21 protein-coding genes, 1 tRNA gene and 1 riboswitch are annotated in these 18594 nt (G+C 70.8%); of the genes, 10 read left to right on the forward strand and 12 right to left on the reverse strand.

What is annotated here, in order from left to right:
* Position 1 precedes the first annotated feature (1 nt).
* The 5 genes from F6J85_RS05180 to F6J85_RS05200 all read left to right on the forward strand — a co-directional run bounded on the left by F6J85_RS05180 (position 2) and on the right by F6J85_RS05200 (position 3047).
* A complete protein-coding gene (locus F6J85_RS05180; RefSeq protein ID WP_150927202.1) occupies positions 2 to 1267 on the forward strand; it encodes an MFS transporter in 1266 nt (421 codons plus the stop codon).
* On the forward strand, positions 1264 to 2136 hold the full coding sequence (locus tag F6J85_RS05185) for a CPBP family intramembrane glutamic endopeptidase (protein WP_150924123.1): 873 nt from the start codon (positions 1264 to 1266) through the stop codon (positions 2134 to 2136). Before F6J85_RS05180 ends, F6J85_RS05185 begins: the two co-directional genes overlap by 4 nt.
* A gap of 111 nt (positions 2137 to 2247) precedes the next feature.
* A riboswitch (guanidine-III (ykkC-III) riboswitch) is annotated at positions 2248 to 2312 on the forward strand.
* 10 nt (positions 2313 to 2322) lie between these two features.
* Complete coding sequence (locus F6J85_RS05190; RefSeq protein ID WP_150924124.1) at positions 2323 to 2640, forward strand: DMT family transporter; 318 nt, start codon at positions 2323 to 2325, stop codon at positions 2638 to 2640.
* Between the two features lie 37 nt (positions 2641 to 2677).
* The gene (locus F6J85_RS05195) at positions 2678 to 2920 is read left to right on the forward strand and encodes a hypothetical protein (RefSeq protein ID WP_150924125.1); all 243 of its coding nucleotides are present in this window, start codon (positions 2678 to 2680) and stop codon (positions 2918 to 2920) included.
* A 54-nt stretch (positions 2921 to 2974) separates the two neighbouring features.
* Positions 2975 to 3047, forward strand: a tRNA-Arg gene (locus F6J85_RS05200).
* 217 nt (positions 3048 to 3264) lie between these two features.
* Here the strand turns inward: F6J85_RS05200 and F6J85_RS05205 are convergent.
* Positions 3265 to 4203, reverse strand: a complete 939-nt coding sequence (locus F6J85_RS05205) for a hypothetical protein (protein ID WP_150924126.1) — start codon at positions 4201 to 4203, stop codon at positions 3265 to 3267.
* A gap of 221 nt (positions 4204 to 4424) precedes the next feature.
* On the opposite strand from F6J85_RS05205, the gene F6J85_RS05210 reads away from it, so the two are divergent.
* Positions 4425 to 5006: a TetR/AcrR family transcriptional regulator gene (locus F6J85_RS05210; RefSeq protein ID WP_150924127.1), complete on the forward strand. Its 582-nt coding sequence runs from the start codon at positions 4425 to 4427 to the stop codon at positions 5004 to 5006.
* Positions 5007 to 5111: 105 nt separating this feature from the next.
* Here the strand turns inward: F6J85_RS05210 and F6J85_RS05215 are convergent, their stop codons facing one another.
* From F6J85_RS05215 to F6J85_RS05240, 6 genes are all read right to left on the reverse strand, one after another.
* Positions 5112 to 5606 carry a hypothetical protein gene (locus tag F6J85_RS05215; protein ID WP_150924128.1) on the reverse strand — a complete coding sequence of 165 codons (495 nt, stop codon included), beginning with the start codon at positions 5604 to 5606 and terminating at the stop codon, positions 5112 to 5114.
* Positions 5590 to 6414: a prolipoprotein diacylglyceryl transferase gene (locus F6J85_RS05220; protein WP_150924129.1), complete on the reverse strand. Its 825-nt coding sequence runs from the start codon at positions 6412 to 6414 to the stop codon at positions 5590 to 5592. Before F6J85_RS05220 ends, F6J85_RS05215 begins: the two co-directional genes overlap by 17 nt.
* Positions 6415 to 6417: 3 nt before the next feature.
* Entirely contained in the window at positions 6418 to 6735 is a 318-nt protein-coding gene (locus F6J85_RS05225; protein ID WP_150924130.1) for a hypothetical protein, read from the reverse strand.
* On the reverse strand, positions 6732 to 8321 hold the full coding sequence (locus F6J85_RS05230; RefSeq protein WP_238707066.1) for a radical SAM protein: 1590 nt from the start codon (positions 8319 to 8321) through the stop codon (positions 6732 to 6734). The genes F6J85_RS05225 and F6J85_RS05230 overlap by 4 nt, the downstream gene beginning before the upstream one ends.
* A gap of 82 nt (positions 8322 to 8403) precedes the next feature.
* Positions 8404 to 8757: a cupin domain-containing protein gene (locus tag F6J85_RS05235; protein ID WP_150924131.1), complete on the reverse strand. Its 354-nt coding sequence runs from the start codon at positions 8755 to 8757 to the stop codon at positions 8404 to 8406.
* A 94-nt stretch (positions 8758 to 8851) separates the two neighbouring features.
* Positions 8852 to 9055 (reverse strand): hypothetical protein, encoded by a 204-nt coding sequence (locus tag F6J85_RS05240; RefSeq protein WP_150924132.1) that lies wholly within the window; start codon positions 9053 to 9055, stop codon positions 8852 to 8854.
* Positions 9056 to 9321: 266 nt separating this feature from the next.
* Here F6J85_RS05240 and F6J85_RS05245 point away from each other — a divergent pair, with 266 nt between their 5' ends.
* On the forward strand, positions 9322 to 10347 hold the full coding sequence (locus tag F6J85_RS05245) for a zinc-dependent alcohol dehydrogenase family protein (protein WP_150924133.1): 1026 nt from the start codon (positions 9322 to 9324) through the stop codon (positions 10345 to 10347).
* Positions 10348 to 10426: 79 nt separating this feature from the next.
* Here F6J85_RS05245 and F6J85_RS05250 read toward each other — a convergent pair whose 3' ends face one another.
* A complete protein-coding gene (locus F6J85_RS05250) occupies positions 10427 to 10609 on the reverse strand; it encodes a hypothetical protein (RefSeq protein WP_150918464.1) in 183 nt (60 codons plus the stop codon).
* A 115-nt stretch (positions 10610 to 10724) separates the two neighbouring features.
* Here F6J85_RS05250 and glsA point away from each other — a divergent pair, with 115 nt between their 5' ends.
* From glsA to F6J85_RS05265, 3 genes are all read left to right on the forward strand, one after another.
* A complete protein-coding gene (gene glsA, locus F6J85_RS05255) occupies positions 10725 to 11651 on the forward strand; it encodes a glutaminase A (RefSeq protein ID WP_150924134.1) in 927 nt (308 codons plus the stop codon).
* A gap of 127 nt (positions 11652 to 11778) precedes the next feature.
* A complete protein-coding gene (locus F6J85_RS05260; RefSeq protein ID WP_150924135.1) occupies positions 11779 to 12825 on the forward strand; it encodes a YihY/virulence factor BrkB family protein in 1047 nt (348 codons plus the stop codon).
* 69 nt (positions 12826 to 12894) lie between these two features.
* Positions 12895 to 14070, forward strand: a complete 1176-nt coding sequence (locus F6J85_RS05265) for a Fic family protein (RefSeq protein WP_238707067.1) — start codon at positions 12895 to 12897, stop codon at positions 14068 to 14070.
* A gap of 4 nt (positions 14071 to 14074) precedes the next feature.
* On the opposite strand, the gene F6J85_RS05270 is transcribed toward F6J85_RS05265, so the two are convergent.
* The 4 genes from F6J85_RS05270 to F6J85_RS05285 all read right to left on the reverse strand — a co-directional run bounded on the left by F6J85_RS05270 (position 14075) and on the right by F6J85_RS05285 (position 18441).
* A complete protein-coding gene (locus tag F6J85_RS05270) occupies positions 14075 to 14482 on the reverse strand; it encodes an HIRAN domain-containing protein (protein WP_150921320.1) in 408 nt (135 codons plus the stop codon).
* Positions 14483 to 14536: 54 nt separating this feature from the next.
* Complete coding sequence (locus F6J85_RS05275; RefSeq protein ID WP_338037103.1) at positions 14537 to 15400, reverse strand: universal stress protein; 864 nt, start codon at positions 15398 to 15400, stop codon at positions 14537 to 14539.
* A gap of 70 nt (positions 15401 to 15470) precedes the next feature.
* The gene (locus tag F6J85_RS05280) at positions 15471 to 16895 is read right to left on the reverse strand and encodes a thioester domain-containing protein (RefSeq protein ID WP_150924137.1); all 1425 of its coding nucleotides are present in this window, start codon (positions 16893 to 16895) and stop codon (positions 15471 to 15473) included.
* A 118-nt stretch (positions 16896 to 17013) separates the two neighbouring features.
* Positions 17014 to 18441 carry a thioester domain-containing protein gene (locus F6J85_RS05285; RefSeq protein WP_150924138.1) on the reverse strand — a complete coding sequence of 476 codons (1428 nt, stop codon included), beginning with the start codon at positions 18439 to 18441 and terminating at the stop codon, positions 17014 to 17016.
* Positions 18442 to 18594 lie beyond the last annotated feature (153 nt).

An 18594-nucleotide genomic window follows, 5' to 3' on the forward strand; every position in this document is an offset into this window, starting at 1 on the left:
CGTGCACGCGGCACGTCGCGACCGGTTGCGGGCGGTCCGCCCGCTCGGTCACCGCGACTTCCGTGTGCTGTTCGCCGCCGTCGTGCTGTCGGTGTTCGCCGCCGGCATGTGGGCGGTGGTGATGGTCTACGCCGTGATCGACTCAGGCGGCGGCCCGCTGCAGCTGTCGATCGTGGCCACCGCCAACGCCGTCGGACTCCTGGCATGCGCCATCCCCGGCGGAATCGCCGCCGACCGCGTCCCGCGGCGCCTCATCGTCCGCGCGGTCGCGCTGGTGGATGCTGCCGCCGTCGCCTCGATCGTGGCCGCCGGCGCACTCGGCGCGCTGACGATCCCGCACGTCGCGGCGGTGGCGTTCCTCCTGGGCGCGGGGTCGGGGTTCTTCTTCCCCGCCTACAGCGCGATCCTTCCCCGTATCCTGCCCGCCGAGCACCTCCTGGCCGCGAACGGCCTGGAGGGCGCCATCCGCCCCGCTCTGCAGCAGGCGGCGGGACCGGCGGCGGCCGGATTCCTCCTGGCAGCGCTCCTGCCTGCGTACGCGGCGATCTTCGTGTGCGCCGCGTACGGTCTCGCCTTCATCCTCCTGCTCTTCCTGCGCCACGAGCCGGTGGCCGGCGCCGAAGACGCGCCGCTCCCGCGCGGGGTCCTCCACGACCTCCGCGAAGCGGTCGTCTTCACCGTCCGCACCCCGTGGCTGCTGTGGACGCTGCTGTTCGCCACCGGGTGGGTGCTGGTGTCCCTCGGGCCCGAACAGGTCCTCCTGCCCTTCCTCGTGCGCGAACGCGTCGGTGAGGATCCGCGGTTGTTCGGATTCCTCCTGGCAGCCCTGGGCGCCGGGGGAGTGGTGGGTTCGCTCGTGGCGTCGTCGATGCGGATGCCGCGGCGTTATCTCACCGCGATGATCGTGGTGTGGGCGGCGGGGACGACACCCTTCGTCGTGATCGGATTCACCGACCGGTACTGGCTGCTGCTGGTGTGCTGCTTCGTGCTGGGATGCGCATTCAGCTACGGCAACGTCATCTGGGGCACGCTGCTGCAGCGCCGCGTGCCGCGGCACATGCTGGGGCGCGTGTCGAGCCTGGACTTCTTCGTGTCCCTCGCGCTCATGCCGGTCTCGATGGCGCTCGCCGGCCCCCTGGCCGAAGTCCTGCCCCTGTCGACGATCTTCCTGGCCGCCGGCGCCCTGCCGCTCGCGTTCGGCCTCATCGCCCTGCTCGCCGCCCGCATGCCGCGGGACGAGATCGCCCACCCGTTGGAGGCCGCATGACCGCCCACGCCGTTCCGCCCGCCCCGACCCGGCCCGCGCTGTCGTGGGGGCTCGTCCCCGCGCTGCTGGTGTGCCTGGCCGCTCCCGCGTTCTTCGTGCTGCAGATCGCGTGGCTGGGGTGGATCCTGCTCGCGGCGGGCCTGGTCTCCGCGTGGCTCGTCGAGCGGCGCGACGGCACCGCATCCCTCCGCCGCCGCGACGAGGACGAGCCGCCGAGCCTCCTGCGCGACCTGTCGCTCATCGCGCTCGGGCAGCTGATCGTCAGCGCCATCCCGCTGAAGGCGGAGCTGGACAACATGGCGATGCTGCGGTTCACCATCGCGCTCGGCGGGGCCGTGCTGGTGCCCTACCTCGTGTCGCGCTACGTGTACCGCGACTACGCGATCCGTTTCCCCTGGCGCGGGGGCGGGCGATGGACGGCCCTGCAGTGGGGATGGCTCGTCGCCGTGCTCGTGCTCGGGTGGCTGATCCTGCCGTTCTACTTCATCACGTCGGGCGTCTACACGAACTGGCCCGTCGTGGACACCCCGGAGATGATCGCACGCCTGTTCGTGGGCGTGGGGGCCGTGGGCATCTGGGACGAGCTGTTCTTCATCTGCACCGTGTACGTGCTGCTGCGCCGCCACTTCCCCGACTGGCAGGCCAACCTGCTGCAGGCGGTCGTGTTCGTGTCGTTCCTGTGGGAGCTCGGCTATCAGGCCTGGGGGCCGGTGCTCACCATCCCGTTCGCGCTGGTGCAGGCGATCCTGTTCCTGCGCACGCGCTCCCTCGGCTACGTCGTGACGGTGCACCTGCTCTTCGACGCGGTCGTGTTCGGGGTGCTCGTGCACGCCCACAACCCCGGCCTGATCCCGATCTTCCTCCTCTAGCCCCCGCCCCGCCCGCTCCCTCGGCGCCGAAACACCACATCCCGCCCGAAACACCCGGCGACGCATGATGCGTCGGACGAGATGTGGTGTTTCGACCGGGGGTACGCTGGATGGCGGATGCCGACCGCATCCCCGGACGAGGGATCAGTACCCGGACAGCGACAAGACTGGCCAAGGAGCTCTGTCATGTCGTGGATCGTTCTGGTCGTCTCCGGTGTCCTCGAAGCGGTCTGGGCGACCGCGCTGGGCAGGTCGGAGGGGTTCACCAAGCTCTGGCCGACGGTGATCTTCGGTGCCGCCCTCGTGGCGAGCATGGGCGGCCTCGCGTGGGCACTGCGGGAGATCCCCACCGGCACCGGCTACGCCGTGTGGGTCGGGATCGGGGCCACCCTGACCGTCGCGTACGGAATGTTCACGGGCACCGAGCCGGTGTCGCTCGTGAAGATCCTGCTCATCCTGGGCCTGGTCGGCTGCATCATCGGACTGAAGCTCGTCAGCTCCTGACGCGGGCCGCCGCGTCAGGGGTCGATCGCGGGGAGACATGGACGGACCGTCGGCCCCTCTGCTCCCGCTCGTACTGACCGGACTCGGCATGGCCGCCGCCGGCGTGCTCCTGGTGTGGCTCGCCCGACGAGGCCGCGACGGCCGGCTGCCGCGCAATCAGTTCGCCCGGGTGCGCACGATGCTGACGCTCGGGACGGCGGTGTGGATGGTCGGGTGGGTGCTGCGCGGAGCCGCGGCCGCCCAGCGCGCCGCGCGGGCCGCCGTGGAGGGGCGCCACTGAGGGGTCAGCCGGTGTCGGGAGAGGGCGCGCGCCGGTGATAACCTCGATCAGTACGCCTCCGTAGCTCAGTGGATAGAGCGCCGGTTTCCGGTACCGTAGGTCGCAGGTTCGACTCCTGTCGGGGGCACTGAAGATCGTACGCAGAACGGGGCTCGATCCGTGCGCGGAACGGCCCAGAACGAGAAATGCGCCGCCTGGTTTCAGGCGGCGCTTTCTCGTTTCGCGGGTCTCGGGCGCCGGCTTCGTCTCACTCCGCCGCAGAGCATCCGAGGGGCGAAGAGGAGCTTTCCGCCCACCGCTTTCCCCGCCGCCGGTTGCCGGGCACGCATCGCCAGCGGTGCACTTCATCGCAGATCGAAGGTGTCGAGCATGTGGGGGGTGTCCAAGAGGGTGTGCGGCGCGAAGGCGTGATAGGCCCACACGTGAACCCACGCATTGCCCGTGCGCACCGTGAGGTAGGTCTTGATCATGCCCGGCCCGAGGTAGGTGAAGAGCAGGAAGATCAGCGAGAGGGTCGTGGTCTGCGGGGATGTGAAGACGGTCCAGGCGTCCCAGAAGTGCAACCCGGCGTAGGTGAGGCCGCCGCACAGCACGGTGGCTGTGACGGAGCCGGTGAGCTTGAGGTAGCGCGGAACCAGGATGGCGTACACGAACACCATCGCGGGCAGCACCGCGCCTGCCATGTACAGCAGGAAAGTCAACGCGGCTCCCGCGGCCAGCTGCCCCGGCGGCAGGCCGAGCGTCGCGGGGGCCAGTGCGAAGATTTGGAACGCCGTCTCCAGCGCGAGCACGACGATGATGACGAGGACGTCGTTCTTGGCGTCGGTCGAGCGAAGCCCGAGCGCGACCGACGAGTACCGTCGACGGAAATACAGCAGCGGGATCACCGCATAGACGGCCACGTTGTACCCGGCCCACGTCAAGACCTCCGCCGGGGGAAGGTGCTCATGGGTGCCGAACAGTGTTCCCGCGAGGTGAAGGCCGAAAGGGTGCCATCCGAACGCTCGAGCGAGAAGGAAGCCCCCGAGCAGCCCGGTCGCTCCGTACGCGAGCAGCGCGAAGGTCTCGGCGCGGGCCCGGTGGCGATCGGGCGCACGTCCCGCGACGTCCACGGGCGCACGACGCCGGGTCAGCAGGTACACCACGCCCATCAGCATCAGAACCTCCACCAGCGCCAGGTTGACCTCCACCAGGATCTGCCACGTGGATTTCCCGGCGCGCGCGGGCCAGCCGAACGGCAGCGCACCGGGCGCGGTGATCGCCACCCAAACGTTCGCAGCCACCCATCCCGCGGTCGCCACCCACAGACTCCAGTGCCCCGGAAGCCGCCGTCTGCCGTGACGACCGGAAGCTGACGCATCAGCGGCGTCATCCGTCTTCACGCGGGGAACCGCCGCTGATCCGCGCGTGTCACGTGACCCGTCCACGTTGCCTCCCTGGTGCTAGTACGCCTGTGATACTTCGGAAAGTATCACGACTGTGATACAACGGAAAGGTGCCGAGAATGGTTGACGCCGATCAGCGCAGAGACGAGATCGCTTCGGCGGTGTGGCGGGTCATTCGCCGCGATGGTCTGGAACGGGCGTCCGTGCGGGAGGTGGCGCGCGAAGCCGGGCTGTCCACGGGGTCGCTGCGGCACTATTTCAGCAGCCAGCCGGAGTTGCTGGTCTTCACGATGAGGTCGGTGATGGAGCGGATCGAGCGGCGCGTCGCGGCGGTGCATCAGCCGGATGATGCGTTGCAGGCCGCGAAGCTGGTGCTGGCGGAGCTGCTGCCGTTGGACGACGAGCGGCAAGCAGAGAACGAGGTGTGGATGGCCTTCACTTCTCGGGCTCTGGTCGACCCTCAGCTCGGATCACTGCGCGACGAAGCCTATGACCGGATGCGTGAGGCCTGTGTGCTGTGGGTCGGCCGGTTGTGCGGTGACGCCGGCGAGGACGTGCGCGAGGTGGAAGCGGAACGCTTGTTCGCCGTGCTCGACGGCCTGGCCGTCCACGCAGCCATCCGGCCAGAACGTGCGACGCCCGCTCGGCTGCGGGCCGCGCTCGATCATCACCTGGACCAGGTCACCTCGTCGTGTCGCTGACATCAGGAACCGGCCGCAAACCTTCATCGATCATCCCCGGTGCCACTGGCGTGCGAGGTCTCCCACGCTCGTGCCGACCGCCGTCAGAATCCCGCAGGTCCGTCGTCAGCCGTAACCGCCCAGCAGGGCGATGCACGGGCCGATCACGATGAGCCATGCCGCGCCCGTCATGATGAGCATCCCGGTGCCGTAGGGGCGGGTGCGCGGAGAGAACATCAGGGCGATGGAGACGACGGCGATGGCGATGAACGGCCATAGGAAGCCGAAGATGGTGCTCGCGACGCCGAGCGTGCCGAGGGCCAGCACGATGCCCAGCACGTAGGCGCCGCAGCCGATGCCGAGGCCCGCCGCGATGCCTCTGCCGAACCTCCGGCGGTCACCGGGCGGCTGCTGCGGCGCGGGAGCAGGCTGCGGCCCCCCGGGCGGCGGCGCGAACTGCGGCGGCGGTGGTGTGCCGTACGGTGCGGGGGCGGGCGGCACCGCAGGCGCGGGCGGGCCGGCGACGGCGTCCGCGTCACTGGGATCGGCGGATTCCGGCTCCTCGGGCGTGCCCGGCGCGTCGCGCGGCGGCTCTTCGGGGTCGTCAGGCGTGCTGGGCATTCGACGTCGTCCTTCCTGATTCGGTTTCGGGGTCGGCGGTTTCGCGGAGCGTCCCGCGCCGCGCCATCCACACGATGCGTGCGAGCAGCAGCGGGATGGTGACGGCCAGGAACAGCTGCGGGCGCGTGAGGCCGAGCCAGGCGACCTCGTTGCCGCGCACGAACTCCACACCGAAACGGAAGAGCGCGTACGCCGCGATGAACAGCGTGAGCGTCTCCCCGGCGGCGACCGGGCGGTGGCGCAGCCAGAACCACAGCAGGGCGAAGGCCGCCGCATGGAAGACGATCTCGTAGACGAAGCTCGGATGCAGCGGCACCCCGGCCTCGGCCCCCACCCGTGCGGCGGCCGCCGGGTCGAGCACGATGCCCCATCCGCCGCCGGTGGGGGTTCCGGGCTTCTCGGTGAGGAGGCATCCGATGCGCCCGATCACCATCGCCAGCGCGACGGCGGGGGCGAAGAGGTCGCCGGTGCGATCGGGGAAGCGCACGATGCGCTTGGCCACGTGCACGCCCAGCCACGCGCCCACCAGCGCCGACAGCATCGAGGCGTTGCCGTACGCGAGCTGATCGATGAGGCTCAGGTTCCGCGAGGGATCCAGGTGCTGGGCCCACGTGCCCAGGCGGGAGAACACCGCCGCGCCCATCAGTGCCCCGAGGACGATATAGGCCACCCGCGGATCGCTCACCCCGCGGCGGCGTCTCTCCACCAGGAACACCACGCCGGCAGCTCCCAGGCCCAGGGCGACGAAGACGGCGTGCGTGTCCACCGGCGGCAGCCACGGGATGAGGTCGCGAAGAGTGGGGAACACCGGTCAGCTCAGCAATCTCACCCACATCATGACCCACAACGGGGTGGCCACCAGTGCCAGCACCTCGAGGACCCAGAGGTAGACCAGGACCAGACGCGTGTCGCCGAGCCGGCAGCGCGAGCGGAGGAGCCCCGCCCGCCGGGCGCGGGTGTACCCGGCGATGGCGACGCCGGCGAAGACGGCCACGACGATCGGGCCGAGGAGGGCGGCGATCGCGGCGACGGTCGTGAACACGCACAGCCGCAGCGGGTCGAACGGCGCAGCGGGGTCGGCCACCGACGGGTCGCGCTGATTGAGGTGGCCGAAGTCGGCGGTGCTCATGCGACGCTCACGGGGATCTGCCGGCGACCGCCGGTGGCCGTGGAGATGCGGGTGCGCGAGAGCGGTGCCCACGCCTGCACGGCGCAGAACGGCGCGCACTGGTGGGCGGCGGTGGTCTCGTTGACGGTCGCCACGTGCACGCAGCACTGGGTGAGGCGCTCTTCGATCATCGTGTTGATGTCCATGAAGGGCTTGACCGTGATGCGCAGCACGCGCTCACCCATCATCTTCCGCAGCCGCGCGTGCTGACCGGGGAGCTTGGATGCGGCGAGGGTCGCGAGCGTGCCGATCCCGAGGTCGCAGTTCTGGCAGATGTCGCGCCAGATGGTGGCCATCGACGGGTGCGACAGCGACGACTGCTCGCTCAGCAGGTCCAGCAGCGAGCCCTTCACGACCTCCCGGATCGCCTTGTTCACGTTCGAGTCGGCGATGCGGTTGGCGAGCATGTCGGGCTGGAGGTCGAGGAAGCCCTTCAGCTGGTCGTGGCCGATCAGCCCGACGAGCGATTTCCAGTCGCCGGAGTCGTCCTTCAGCAGGTACCCCACCGAGCAGCAGTGCGGATGGCTGCACGGCAGCGCCGTGAGGTCGCGCCACGTGACCTCGCCGCCGGTCTGCGGACCGAGCCTGGCGAGCACCCCCGTGTGGGTGAGGCGCGCGGTGGGGTCGATGCCGGAGGAGCGTCCGGAGCCGAACACCGGCTGGATCGTGACGCCGCCGACGAAGGGCGTCGCCATCGCGCGGCGGATGACGTCACCCATCTCGCCGTCGTTGACCCCGAGCGTCGCGGTCATGGTGAGCGTCATGAACACACCCGCATCCGAGAGCCGCTGGATCGCGCGCTCCTTGAATCGGCGGATGTCGGCTCCCCGGTGGAACCGGGACGATTCGGCGGATTCGCCGTCGTACTGCAGGTAGATCTCCACGCGCTCGCGGTGCTTCTTGAGCGTCTCCACGAATGCGTCGTCCTGGGCGATGCGCAGGCCGTTGGAGTTGATCAGGATGCGCACGACCGGCCGCGCCACGAGGTGCTCGAGCAGCTGCTCGAGCCACGGGTACAGCGTCGGTTCGCCGCCGGAGAGCATGAGCACGTCGATCCGGCCGTTCTCCCGCGCCAGTCGTGCGTCGACCGACGCGAGCACCTCCGCCAGCGGCGCGATGGAGGATGCGGCGGGGCTGGACTCCGCGAAGCACGTGGGGCAGCGCAGGTTGCAGTGGTCGGTGAGGTCTTCCAGCAGGATGCACGTGTGCTGGGTCTGCATCTGCGGCAGCCCGTCCTCGTACGCCGACGGCACCGGCTTGAAGTTTCCCGCGAGATCGGGGGTGTGCACCTTGGTCGGCGCCGTCCACTGCTCGAGGTACGTGAGGATCTCGGCGGACTCGTCGTAGAGCGTGCGGATGAGGCCGTGATCGGGGCATCCGCGCTCGAGCCAGATCGTCCCGTCGCGATCGGCGAGCCACCCCGACAGCCGCCGGACCTCGCTCAGCGGGCGGTCCGGATCCTCCTCGTGGCATTGCGGGCAGAATGCGTTGACGTATCGATGGACGCGGTAGTCGCGCAGGGGCATCCCCGCTCCGGCCTGGCTCATTGGCTCACCATAGCCGGGCCATAGCTGCGGATCAGACGCGGCTCGCGCGCATCATCCTGCCGCGCCCGCGCGGCCGGGCGGCTCAGCCGGTGACGGGCTCGCCGGGGTCGCGCGCGTCGCTGAGCCCGATCATCCGCCCGCCGGCGGTGGACCCGGGGCGGTGCGAGGTGCCGGGCGAGAACACGACGTAGGTTCCCGCCGGATACGTCGTGCCGTTGTCGTCGATCTCGCCGGACGCCACGTAATAGCGCTCCTCGAGCACGTGATGATCCGTGGTGGGCCACCGCGTCCCGGGAGCGAAGTCGTAGGCCCACGCGCGGATCAGGTCGGTCGCGGGCAGAAGGCGCCCGGTGATGCCGGGGGTCACCTCGAAGGTGGGCAGTTCGTCGATCCGCACGACCTGGATGTCGGCGGGGGCGGGGGAGTGCTCGGTCATGCCGCCATCGTGGACCCGGCGCGGCCGTTCCCGCCCGCGCCGGTCGGTCAAGGGGAAGCGGGATCCTGCCAGCGCGCTCCCGCGACGATGTCGTCTACTCCGCGCCGCTGTCGGTGTCGGTCTGCGGGGCGTCGATCACGCCGATGCCGACCGCTTCATGATCGGGCTCCGCATCCAGCGGCTTGTCGGCCTTGGGTTCTTCCCCTGGGTCCTTCTCGGTGCTGGGCTCGATGAGCTCGTCGCCGGCGGGCATGTCGTCGTCGTTGCGCTGTCCGTCCGCATCGGCCGAATTGCTCATTCTCTGACTCCGTTCGTCGTGTCCTCATCAGCAGGGTGCCACCGAAGGCCCGCTGCGGACAGAGGGTTGACCCGCAGCGGCAGGTCACCCACTGCGCGCCGGCAGTACACCGCTCCGGTCGGCGGGGCCGATCCCGCCACCGGGCACCGCGGCCCGGGGGAGAAGTGGATGCCGGGCGGGATGCGCAAGACCTGGCACGCGCGGTGGCGAGCGGGTTGGGTGGGGAAGCGGCCGGTGCCAGAGCCGCAGACGATGAGGAGCGCAGCATGCGTGCAGTGATGATGTACGGGCCCGGCGATGTGCGGGTGGAGGAGCGGCCCAGACCGGAGATCCTCGCGCCGACGGATGCGGTCATCCGCGTGACGGCGACCTGCATCTGCGGGTCCGACCTGTGGCCGTACCGCGGGCTCGAGCCGCTCGCCGCGACTCCCCAGCGGATGGGCCACGAGTACATCGGTGTCGTCGAGGAGATCGGAGCGGAGGTGCGGAACCTGACGGCGGGAGACTACGTCGTGGGGTCCTTCGTCGCCTCCGACAACACGTGCGAGATCTGCCGTGCCGGATACCAGTCCCGCTGCGTGCATCAGGTGATGATGGGCGCGATCGGCACGCAGGCGGAGTACGCCCGCATCCCGCTGGCCGATGGAACTCTCGTCCGGACCCCGGCAGAGCCGACCCCGGAGCAGGTGCCCTCGCTCCTGGCGGCATCCGATGTGCTCGGCACCGGGTGGTACGCCGCGGTGGCCGCCGAGGCCGCGCCGGGAAAGACGGTCGCCGTCGTCGGCGACGGAGCCGTCGGGCTGCTCGGCATCCTCGCCGCCAGTCAGCTGGGTGCCGAGCGGGTCATCGCGATGTCGCGTCACGCCGACCGGCAGGCCCTGGCGCGCAGGTTCGGGGCGACCGACATCGTCGCCGACCGCGGTGAGGCCGGTGTCGCGGCCATCAAGGACATGACCCACGGCCTGGGCGCCCACAGCGTCATCGAGGCGGTGGGCACGCAGGGGTCGATGGAGCAGGCGATCCGCTCCACCCGGCCCGGCGGCCACATCGGGTACGTGGGCGTGTCGCACGACGTGACCCTCGACGGCGCCGAGCTGTTCTTCGCCAGCGTGCACCTGCACGGCGGACCGGCGCCGGTGCGCCGTTTCCTGCCCGAACTCGTCGAGCTGATCTGGGACGGCGTCATCGTCCCCGGCGACGTGTTCGACCTCACCCTGCCCCTGGCGGATGCGGCGGAGGGCTACCGTGCGATGGACGAGCGCCGCGCGATCAAGGTTCTGCTGACCCTGTGATGCGCGCCGTCGGCGCTGCGAGTGCCGGCGGAGCGCGGGGTGCCCGGCGCGCACGTCGCGTCAGGCACCCCGCGTGCGCTCAGATGCTCGTCGCGCCACCCGCGTCGCCGTCGGTGACGGCATCGGCGGCGGCTTCTTCCGCCGCGGCGCCCTCCTCCGGAGACTCCGAGCCGGTCTGGGCGGCGGTGTCGTCGGCGGCGGGTGAATCGTCCTGCTGCGAGCCGCTGTTCTCGGAACGGTCGCTGTGGGTGGCGTCGGTCATGATTCTCCTTCGATCGGATCCCAGCCAACAGCAGCGGTGCCCGCGGGCGGAAGGGCTTGCGGATCGGGAGGTCCCCTGGCAGGCGACGGACAGGAGCTGCTGGCACGCTGGAGGGATGAGCCGTTCCGCAGACCCTGCCCGATACGACCTCGAGGGGCTCCGCGACCGGGTGCTCGCCGAAGAGGGCGGGACGGTGGATGACAGCATCCCCGAGCTCGCCGGTGCCGACGCCGACCTGTGCGCGATCGCGCTGGCGCTGCCCGACGGCACGGTGCGCGGCAGCACGCAGGCGGATGTGCCGTTCAGCATCCAGTCCGCCGTCAAGCCGTTCCTCTTCGCGCTCGCGCTGGTGGACACCGGCGGCGAGGCGCTGCACCGCATCGGGATCGAACCGACCGGCGAGGCGTTCGACGCGATCAAACTGGAAAGCGGCACGGGGCGTCCGCCCAACCCGATGGTCAACGCCGGTGCGCTGCTGACGGCGGCTCTCGTCGACGGTGGCGATGTCGAGGGTCGCAACGAACGCATCCGGCGCGGCCTCGCGGCGTTCGCGGGGCGGGAGCTCGAGGTCGACGAAGACGTCGCGCGCAGCGAGCATCTGCTCGGCGACCGCAATCACGCCCTCGCGCACCTGATGCGCGCCGAGGGCACGCTGGAGGTGGGGGCCGACGACGCGGTCGCCGTGTATGCGCGCGCGTGCGCGACCCTCGTGGACGCCGAGGCGCTCGCGGTCATGGGGGCGACGCTGGCGTGCGGGGGTGTGAACCCGGTGACGGGGGAGCGCGTGCTGCCGGAGGAATCGGCTCGTGACGTCGTGTCGGTCATGGCCACGTGCGGTGTCTACGACGGATCGGGCCGGTGGATGCGCGGCGTCGGCATCCCCGCGAAATCCAGCGTCTCCGGCGCCATCGTGCTGTCGGCGCCGCGGACCCTCGGCGCCGCCGTGATCAGCCCCCCGCTGGACGAGCGGGGCACGAGCGTGCGCGGGCGCATCGCCTGCGAACGCCTCAGCGACGAACTGGGCCTGCACGTCTTCGGCTGACGGGCTTCAGCGGCGGTGGCGCCCCGCGCACACGCGCCCCGTCGAGTCAACCCACCCGACGAACAGGCCCCGCTCGTCGTAGACCTGTCATACGTCAGAATCCCCCCCGGACTCCGAGAGGATCGTCATGTCGGAGAAGACCACATCCCGCCCCGACCCCGAGAGCGATGCCAAGCCCGATTCGCCCGCTGAACTCACCAAGCGCTCCTGGAAGTACGTCCTCGTCAAGTCCGTCCGCGAGTTCTCCTCCGATCAGTGCCTGGACATCGCCGCCGCGCTGACCTACTTCGGGGTGCTCGCGCTGTTCCCCGGCCTGATCGCCGTCTTCTCGCTCCTGGGTGTGTTCGGGCAGGGCGGCGAGTCCGCGAAGGCCGTCCTCGAGATCGTCGACCAGGTCGCTCCCGGCGGGACGGCCGACACCCTGCGCGAACCGATCGAGCAGCTCGCTTCGGCGCCGGGGGCGGGTTTCGCCCTGGTCAGCGGAATCGTGCTGGCGATCTGGTCGGCCTCGGGGTACGTGGGCGCTTTCAGCCGGGCGATGAACCGCATCTACGAGATCGAGGAGGGGCGTCCCTTCTGGAAGCTCAAGCCCATCCAGCTCCTGCTGACGGTCATCCTCGTCATCCTCGTGACCCTCGCCGCCTTGATCCTCGTGGTCTCCGGGCCGATCGCCGAGGCGCTCGGCAGCGCCATCGGGCTGGGGGATGTGGCCCTGACGGTGTGGCAGATCGCCAAGTGGCCGGTGCTCCTGATCATCGTCGTCCTCGCCCTCGCGATCCTCTACTACGGAGCCCCCAACGCCAAGCAGCCCAAGTTCCAGTGGATCAGCGTGGGCGCGATCATCGCGATCGTCGTGCTGGGCATCGCCACGGCCGGGTTCTTCTTCTACGTCTCGAACTTCTCCAACTACGACCGCACCTACGGGTCGCTGGCCGGTGTGATCATCTTCCTTCTGTGGCTGTGGATCGCCAACCTTGCGATCCTCTTCGGCGCCGAGGTGGATGCCGAGCTCGAACGGGGCCGACAGCTCCAGGCGGGCGTGGCGGCCGAGCGTGACATCCAGCTCCCTCCCCGCGACACCCGCAAGAGCGACAAAGCCGCCGAGAAGGAGAAGAAGGACATCGAGGAGGGCCGCCGGATCCGCATGGAGCACGGTGACGATCGCGACTCATGAGCTCGTGGTCACGCGCACGTTGTCTCGCTTGGCTTCGGTAAACGGGAATACCATGCGAGAGTAGCGAGCGTGAACTCGTTCGGTGATTCCGTGGAAGTCTGGCCTGCGCACCGGTTCGAGGGCGACGGGGCTGCCATCCCGCCGAGCATCGCCGAGCTGGACTACGCGCCGTCGCTGCGCACCGTCGGAACGTGCGAGGCGGCGCTCATCGCCGTCGCGCAAGCGGATGCCCACGCCGCAGGGTCCCGCGGGGCGCTGTCGCAGTTCATGGTCAGATGCGAGTCGATTGCCTCGGCGCGCATCGACGGGATCCGCGCAGACGAAGGCCAGTACGCCCAGGCGCTCGCCGGCATCGGCGAGGATGACAGTGCCAGGCGCGTGGTCGCCACCGCGTCCGCCGTGGCGCATCTGCTCGACCGGGTCGACGCGCGCGGGGCTTTCGCCGTGGGCGACCTGCAGTCTGCTCACGTCGTCCTGATGGGGACAGAGGCGGGACCCCGGTCCGCAGACGATCCGATCAGTCACACCCAGACCTCGACACGATCGCCCTCGGATGCGCCCTATGTCCCGCCGCGGCCGGACCGCGTCCCCGCGCTCCTGGACGACCTCGTCGCTTTCCTCAATCGCGACGACGTCCCCGTCATCGTTCAGACCGCCATCGCGCACGCTCAGTTCGCGTCGATCCGCCCGTTCGCCGACGGCAACGGCCGCATCGGACGCGCCCTGCTCGTGGCCTCCCTGCGGCGTCGCGGTGTGAGCAGCCACGCCGTGGTGCCGGTGGCCGGCGGCCTGGAGGCGAGGCAGGAGGAGTACGCCGAGTCGCTCGTGGCCTACCGGGACGGCGACCCTTCGCCGATCATCGTCCTGGTGGCCAACTGCGCGCGTGTGGCCGCCATCGAGTCACGCATCACCGCGGCGCGCGTGAAGGAGCTCCCCGACGCGTGGCGGGCGGCAGTCAAACCGCGGCGGGGCTCCGCGGCGGCGGCGCTCGTGGCGGCCTTCGCCGAACACCCGGCCATGGGTGCCGCCGAGCTCGAGCGGTACGGCGGTGCCGGACGGGCTCGCGCCTATGAGGCGGTGGAGAGACTGGTATCGGCCGGCGTCATCCGCGAGGTCACGGGCCGCAAGCGCGGCCGCGTATGGGCGGCCACCGATCTCCTGGCCGAGGGGGAAGACCTCGGCCGGCGAATCCGGGCCGGCATGGGTGGCGGGCGGAGGGAGCCCGCATCCGCGCCCCCCGCGTGAGCGGTCAGACGGACGGATAGGACCGGACGAAGCCGCGCAGCGCGTCCTCTTCCGGAAGATCCACCCACAGGCGGATGCTGTCGGTGTCCGCCCCGACTCCGTTGACCAGCGCCGCCCCGCCCAGCTGGTCCAGCAGTGGGGCCATTCGCTCGGCACGCACGGTCGAGACGTACCCGATGCTCCGGCCCTGCGCGTACACGGCGATGGCCGACGGATCGCGGCGGTTGGCGGGTTCGCGACGCAGGACGTAGAGCCGGTCGCCGGCCAGTCTCCGCTCGGGGTCGTGCACACGGTACGGGGTGCCCTTCACCCGCACGCGCGTGGAGGCCAGCTCCCGCAGGTCGGGGAGAGCGGAGTGGTCAAGCTCCGACATCGACAGAAGATGTCGCACGCGTTCCCACCAGATAGGCATGCTTCGACAGTATCCGCCGGCGCCTGGGAGACCGCCCGGGCGGGACGGTCGCGCTCAGCGCACGACGGCGGTGGCCGTGGCGAGCGTGAGCAGGACGTCGTGGCTGGTGGATCCGAGCAGGAACCGGGCGACGGCGCCGCGTCCGCGGGAGCCCACGACGGCAAGGCGCGCCTCCGCCGACACCCGGTTCACCAGCGCGGCGGGGTCGGCGGCTTCGACGATGCGGCGCACCTCGAGGTCGGGGTAATCCTGCGCGAGGCCCGCGAGCGAGAGCCCCATGGCTTCCTCGGCCAGATGCTGGGCGTTCTCGCGGTAGTCGTCGGGGTAGGTGATGACGCCCAGGGGCGCGGTGACGGGCATCCACGCGGTGACGGCGATCAGCGGCTCGCCCTGGCGGTCGGCCTCGGCCGCGGCGAATCGGATCGCCGCCTCGGAGAGGTCGGATCCGTCGACTCCGACCACGACGCCGCTGCGGCCGGACAGGTCCGACTGCGGCACGACGACCACGGGGCACGACGCCGCCGCGGCGATCCGGACGCCGTGAGGGCCGCGGGCGACCCGGGATCCGGTTCCCCGGTAGTCGCTGCCGATGACCAGGAGGTCGGCGTTCTCGGATGCGGCGAGCAGCTGTTCGACCGGCTTGCCGCGGGTGACCCGCACCTCGGCGGCCCCCAGCTCCTCGGCCATGCGTTCGAGGTGCCCGCGGGTGACCGCGAGGGCATCGTCGAGCACGGCACCCTCGCCGACCACGCCGAGCGCGCCGCCGACGACCGACATCAGCACCAGCCGATCGCCGCGATCGGACGCGCGCTGGGCAGCCCACTCCGCCGCTGCGCGCGCCGCTGGGGAGTCGGTCATCCCGACCAGGATCGTTCCGTTCATGCGTATGCCTCCGCTGCCAGCGTATCGGCGTGACATCCACACCCCGTGCAGGGCGGGGCGCCGGGACGGTGCTCAGCCGCTCCGTCGCGCGTCACCGAGTCCCGTGTCACCGCGGGGTGGCCGCGGCGCGCCTGCGTCGCGTCGGGCTGGCGATGACCAGCAGCGAGCCGACCACGAGGCCGCCGGCGCCGGCCCAGAGGAGAGGCGCGGGAGTGTCCGCTCCCGTGGCCGGGAGCACCCCGGGCACCTCTGCGCGGCGCGTCACCGTGTTGGTGATCGTCGCCGTTGCCCCCGTCTCGGCGATGAAGACCTCCTGAGGCGCGTCGGTCGTCACATCCACCATGGACGTCGCACCGGTCGCGGGCTCAGCGATGACGCAGGTCGCGCCGACGGCGATGCCCGGGAAGGTGAAGACCTGGGTCGTGGACGCGCCCTGCGGGATGTCCGCTACCCGTGCCACGCCGTCACCGCAATCGACGGTCAGCTGACTGGCCCCTTGTTGGCCCACTCCGGCCCCCGCGAAAGCCTTGTTGACGGTCAGACTGGCCGCCGCGACGAACTGGGCAGGCGCTTGGGCGGTGGCCTCCAACGTGGCGGTTTCGGCAAGGATGAGTTTTTGCAACTCATCGACGCCCGGTGCCAGACCGTCATAGAGGTACACCCGCCCGCGCTGGACGGCCACGACCGCTCGAGCGCTCAGCAGCGTCTCGTCCACCGCGCCGGTTCCGCTGCCCACCCACACCTGGGCCCCCGAGGTGGTCGGGTAGGGGTTGGGGAGAGGAGCGGTGGCCGCCGCGTCACCGTACATCGTGTACCCGTCGGGCACGGAGAGGGTCACGCTCGGGGCGTCCGTTGTCACGGTGAACGGGCCGGCCGCCGACCCCACCGGCGCGGCGGCAGCGGGCGGGGTGATGGACACCGCCGGGGGAGGAGGCTCGGTCACAGGGCCGTTGAGCTGCGCGGCCGCGATGATTCCTGCCGTCGCTGCCCGGATCGGCAAGCCTGTGTTCAGGATGAAGCCGTCCGTGAAATACCAGATGGCCGATTGCACGGCGGCGGCCTGTTCGCCTTCGGACAGACCCGCCGGTGCGCCGGGGACCGCGGGGTAGAAGTTGTTCAGAATGTAGGTGACGTACCCGAGGTTCTGGACGTTGGATTCGTCCCACGTCCCGTTCTCGTAACCGCCGCCGATCAGGGTCCCGACGCGGATGTCGATGCAGTACATCTCGGCGGTCAGTGCCGGATCCGTCACGCTCGCGGTGTTGATCAGCGCGGTGAAGCCGCCGCCCTGGGTGTACTCCGCGGGGGGTGCAGCGGGGTAGGGCGCCGTCGGGTCCTGCGGCGTCGGGGTGGCCGGATACCCTCCCGTCAACCTCGCTCCGGCCCCGAGGCCGGTCACCTCGATATCGGTGTTCGGTCCGTCCGGCGATTCGATGATGGGAGACTCCTCGGTGAGCCTCGCTTGGGCAGACCCCCCGACGGGGAGGAAGATGACGAAGGTGAGAGCGGCCACCCCGGCGATCGCGGCCATCGCGGCCGTCGCCCAGAGGACGGACGCGGGGAGACGTCTGCCGGGGTTCCGGGATCGAAGACGGGGGCGCGAGTAGGTCACGGGGAGGCCTTTCGTCGGTGTCGGGGGACCAGCGCGGCTACGACCAAGGCGGTCGCGCCGAGTTCCCGGGTTGGCGGAGGAGCGTCAGACGCGCGGCTACCAGGAGGGCGCCCCCCAGCAGCCCCGCGAGGCCGCCCCACAAGAGCGGGAACGGAGTTTCCGTGCCCGTCGCCGGGAGAACTCCGGGCACATCCCCACGCCGTGTCACGGTATTGGTGATCGTCGCCGTCGCGCCCGTGTCGGTGATCACGACCTGCTGAGGCGCGTCGCTGGTCACATCCACCGCGGTGGTCGCACCCGTCGTCGGTTCGGTGATGACGCACGTGGCCCCCACCCCGATACCCGTGAACGGGAACGACTGAGTCGTGGACGCGCCGGCTGGGATGGTCGTCGAACGCGGAACCCCGTCGCCGCAGTCGACGACCAGCTCCATCGCTCCCTGCTGGCCGACGGCGTCACCGGCGAAGGCCTTGGTGATCGTGAGGCCGGCCACGGCGAAGAACTCGGCGGTCGCCTGCGCCGTCGCCGTCGTCTCCAGCTGGGCCGTCTCGGCGAGAATGAGAGGCTGGGACTCCGGGAGGCCCGGTGCCAGGCCGTCGTAGAGGTAGACCCGGCCACGCGGCACGGCGACCGATGCGGTCGCGGTCAGGACCGTCGTATCGGCCGCGCCGGATTCGCTGCCGACCCACACCTGTGCGCCCGAGGTGGTGGTGTACGGGTTGGGGAGAGGGGTGCCCCCGACCGCACTGCCGTACATGGCGTATCCGGCGGGGACAGCGAGGGCCACCGCCGCGGCGTCGGCGGTGACGGTGAACGGTCCGGCAAGGGAGCCCACCCCCACGGAGCTCGAGGCCGGAGTGATGGCGAGCGGGAGCTCAGGCTCCGGGGCCGGGGAGTTCCCCTGCGCGTCGGCGATGATCTCGGCCGTGGCGGCACGGACGCTGTCGGCCGGGTCGAGCACGAAGCCGTCGGTGAAGTACCAGATCGCCGCCTGTACCGCGGCGGCGCGCTGGTTCGGCGTGCCCAGCGTGGCCGGGGCGCCGGGGACGGCCGGGTAGTAGTTGTTCAGGATGTAGGCCACCTGCCCGAGGTTCGCTACCTCCGACTCGCTCCAGGAGCCGGACTCGTACCCGACACCGACGTACGCGGGGGTGCGAGCGCTGATGCAGAACACCTGCCCCCTTTGGCTCAGATCCGAGACGCGGGCCACGTTGAGCACGCCGGCGAACCCGCTCCGCACGGTATACCCCGCGGGGGGTGCGGCAGGGTAGTCCGCTTGCGGATCCGGCACGACGGCGGTGGCCGGATATCCGCCGCTGATCCTCTGGCCCGCGCCGGTCGACGCCAGCTCGATCGCGGTGTCCGGCCCGTCCGGCGACTCGATGACCGGCGCACCGTCCTCGATCCACGCGTTGGCCGCTCCGCCAACGGGGACGATCAGCATCGCGGCGATTGCAAGCGCCATGACCAGGGCCGCTTTTGCGGAGCGGGCGCGCGGCGGCCGCGATCGCGACGAGGCCGCCGAGCGGCTTCGAGCAGCGTGCGGATCCATGGCGCCTCCTGGGGGTCGCTCCCAGTGAATCGCCCGGGTAGAAGGCCGCACAGGGTCCAAGGTCCC

The sequence above is a fragment of the Microbacterium lushaniae genome, from assembly GCF_008727775.1.
In the GTDB taxonomy this organism is placed as follows: Bacteria; Actinomycetota; Actinomycetes; order Actinomycetales; family Microbacteriaceae; genus Microbacterium; species Microbacterium lushaniae.

Excerpts from the sequence above, each read along its gene's own strand:
- F6J85_RS05185 (WP_150924123.1), top strand. The coding sequence starts at position 1,264 with ATGACCGCCCACGCCGTTCCGCCCGCCCCGACCCGGCCCGCGCTGTCG.
- F6J85_RS05190 (WP_150924124.1), top strand. The coding sequence starts at position 2,323 with ATGTCGTGGATCGTTCTGGTCGTCTCCGGTGTCCTCGAAGCGGTCTGG.
- F6J85_RS05195 (WP_150924125.1), top strand. The coding sequence starts at position 2,678 with ATGGACGGACCGTCGGCCCCTCTGCTCCCGCTCGTACTGACCGGACTC.
- F6J85_RS05210 (WP_150924127.1), top strand. The coding sequence starts at position 4,425 with ATGGTTGACGCCGATCAGCGCAGAGACGAGATCGCTTCGGCGGTGTGG.
- F6J85_RS05215 (WP_150924128.1), bottom strand. The coding sequence starts at position 5,606 with ATGCCCAGCACGCCTGACGACCCCGAAGAGCCGCCGCGCGACGCGCCG.
- F6J85_RS05225 (WP_150924130.1), bottom strand. The coding sequence starts at position 6,735 with ATGAGCACCGCCGACTTCGGCCACCTCAATCAGCGCGACCCGTCGGTG.
- F6J85_RS05230 (WP_238707066.1), bottom strand. The coding sequence starts at position 8,321 with ATGAGCCAGGCCGGAGCGGGGATGCCCCTGCGCGACTACCGCGTCCAT.
- F6J85_RS05235 (WP_150924131.1), bottom strand. The coding sequence starts at position 8,757 with ATGACCGAGCACTCCCCCGCCCCCGCCGACATCCAGGTCGTGCGGATC.
- F6J85_RS05240 (WP_150924132.1), bottom strand. The coding sequence starts at position 9,055 with ATGAGCAATTCGGCCGATGCGGACGGACAGCGCAACGACGACGACATG.
- F6J85_RS05245 (WP_150924133.1), top strand. The coding sequence starts at position 9,322 with ATGCGTGCAGTGATGATGTACGGGCCCGGCGATGTGCGGGTGGAGGAG.
- F6J85_RS05250 (WP_150918464.1), bottom strand. The coding sequence starts at position 10,609 with ATGACCGACGCCACCCACAGCGACCGTTCCGAGAACAGCGGCTCGCAG.
- glsA (WP_150924134.1), top strand. The coding sequence starts at position 10,725 with ATGAGCCGTTCCGCAGACCCTGCCCGATACGACCTCGAGGGGCTCCGC.
- F6J85_RS05260 (WP_150924135.1), top strand. The coding sequence starts at position 11,779 with ATGTCGGAGAAGACCACATCCCGCCCCGACCCCGAGAGCGATGCCAAG.
- F6J85_RS05270 (WP_150921320.1), bottom strand. The coding sequence starts at position 14,482 with ATGCCTATCTGGTGGGAACGCGTGCGACATCTTCTGTCGATGTCGGAG.
- F6J85_RS05275 (WP_338037103.1), bottom strand. The coding sequence starts at position 15,400 with ATGTCACGCCGATACGCTGGCAGCGGAGGCATACGCATGAACGGAACG.
- F6J85_RS05280 (WP_150924137.1), bottom strand. The coding sequence starts at position 16,895 with ATGGCCGCGATCGCCGGGGTGGCCGCTCTCACCTTCGTCATCTTCCTC.
- F6J85_RS05285 (WP_150924138.1), bottom strand. The coding sequence starts at position 18,441 with ATGGCGCTTGCAATCGCCGCGATGCTGATCGTCCCCGTTGGCGGAGCG.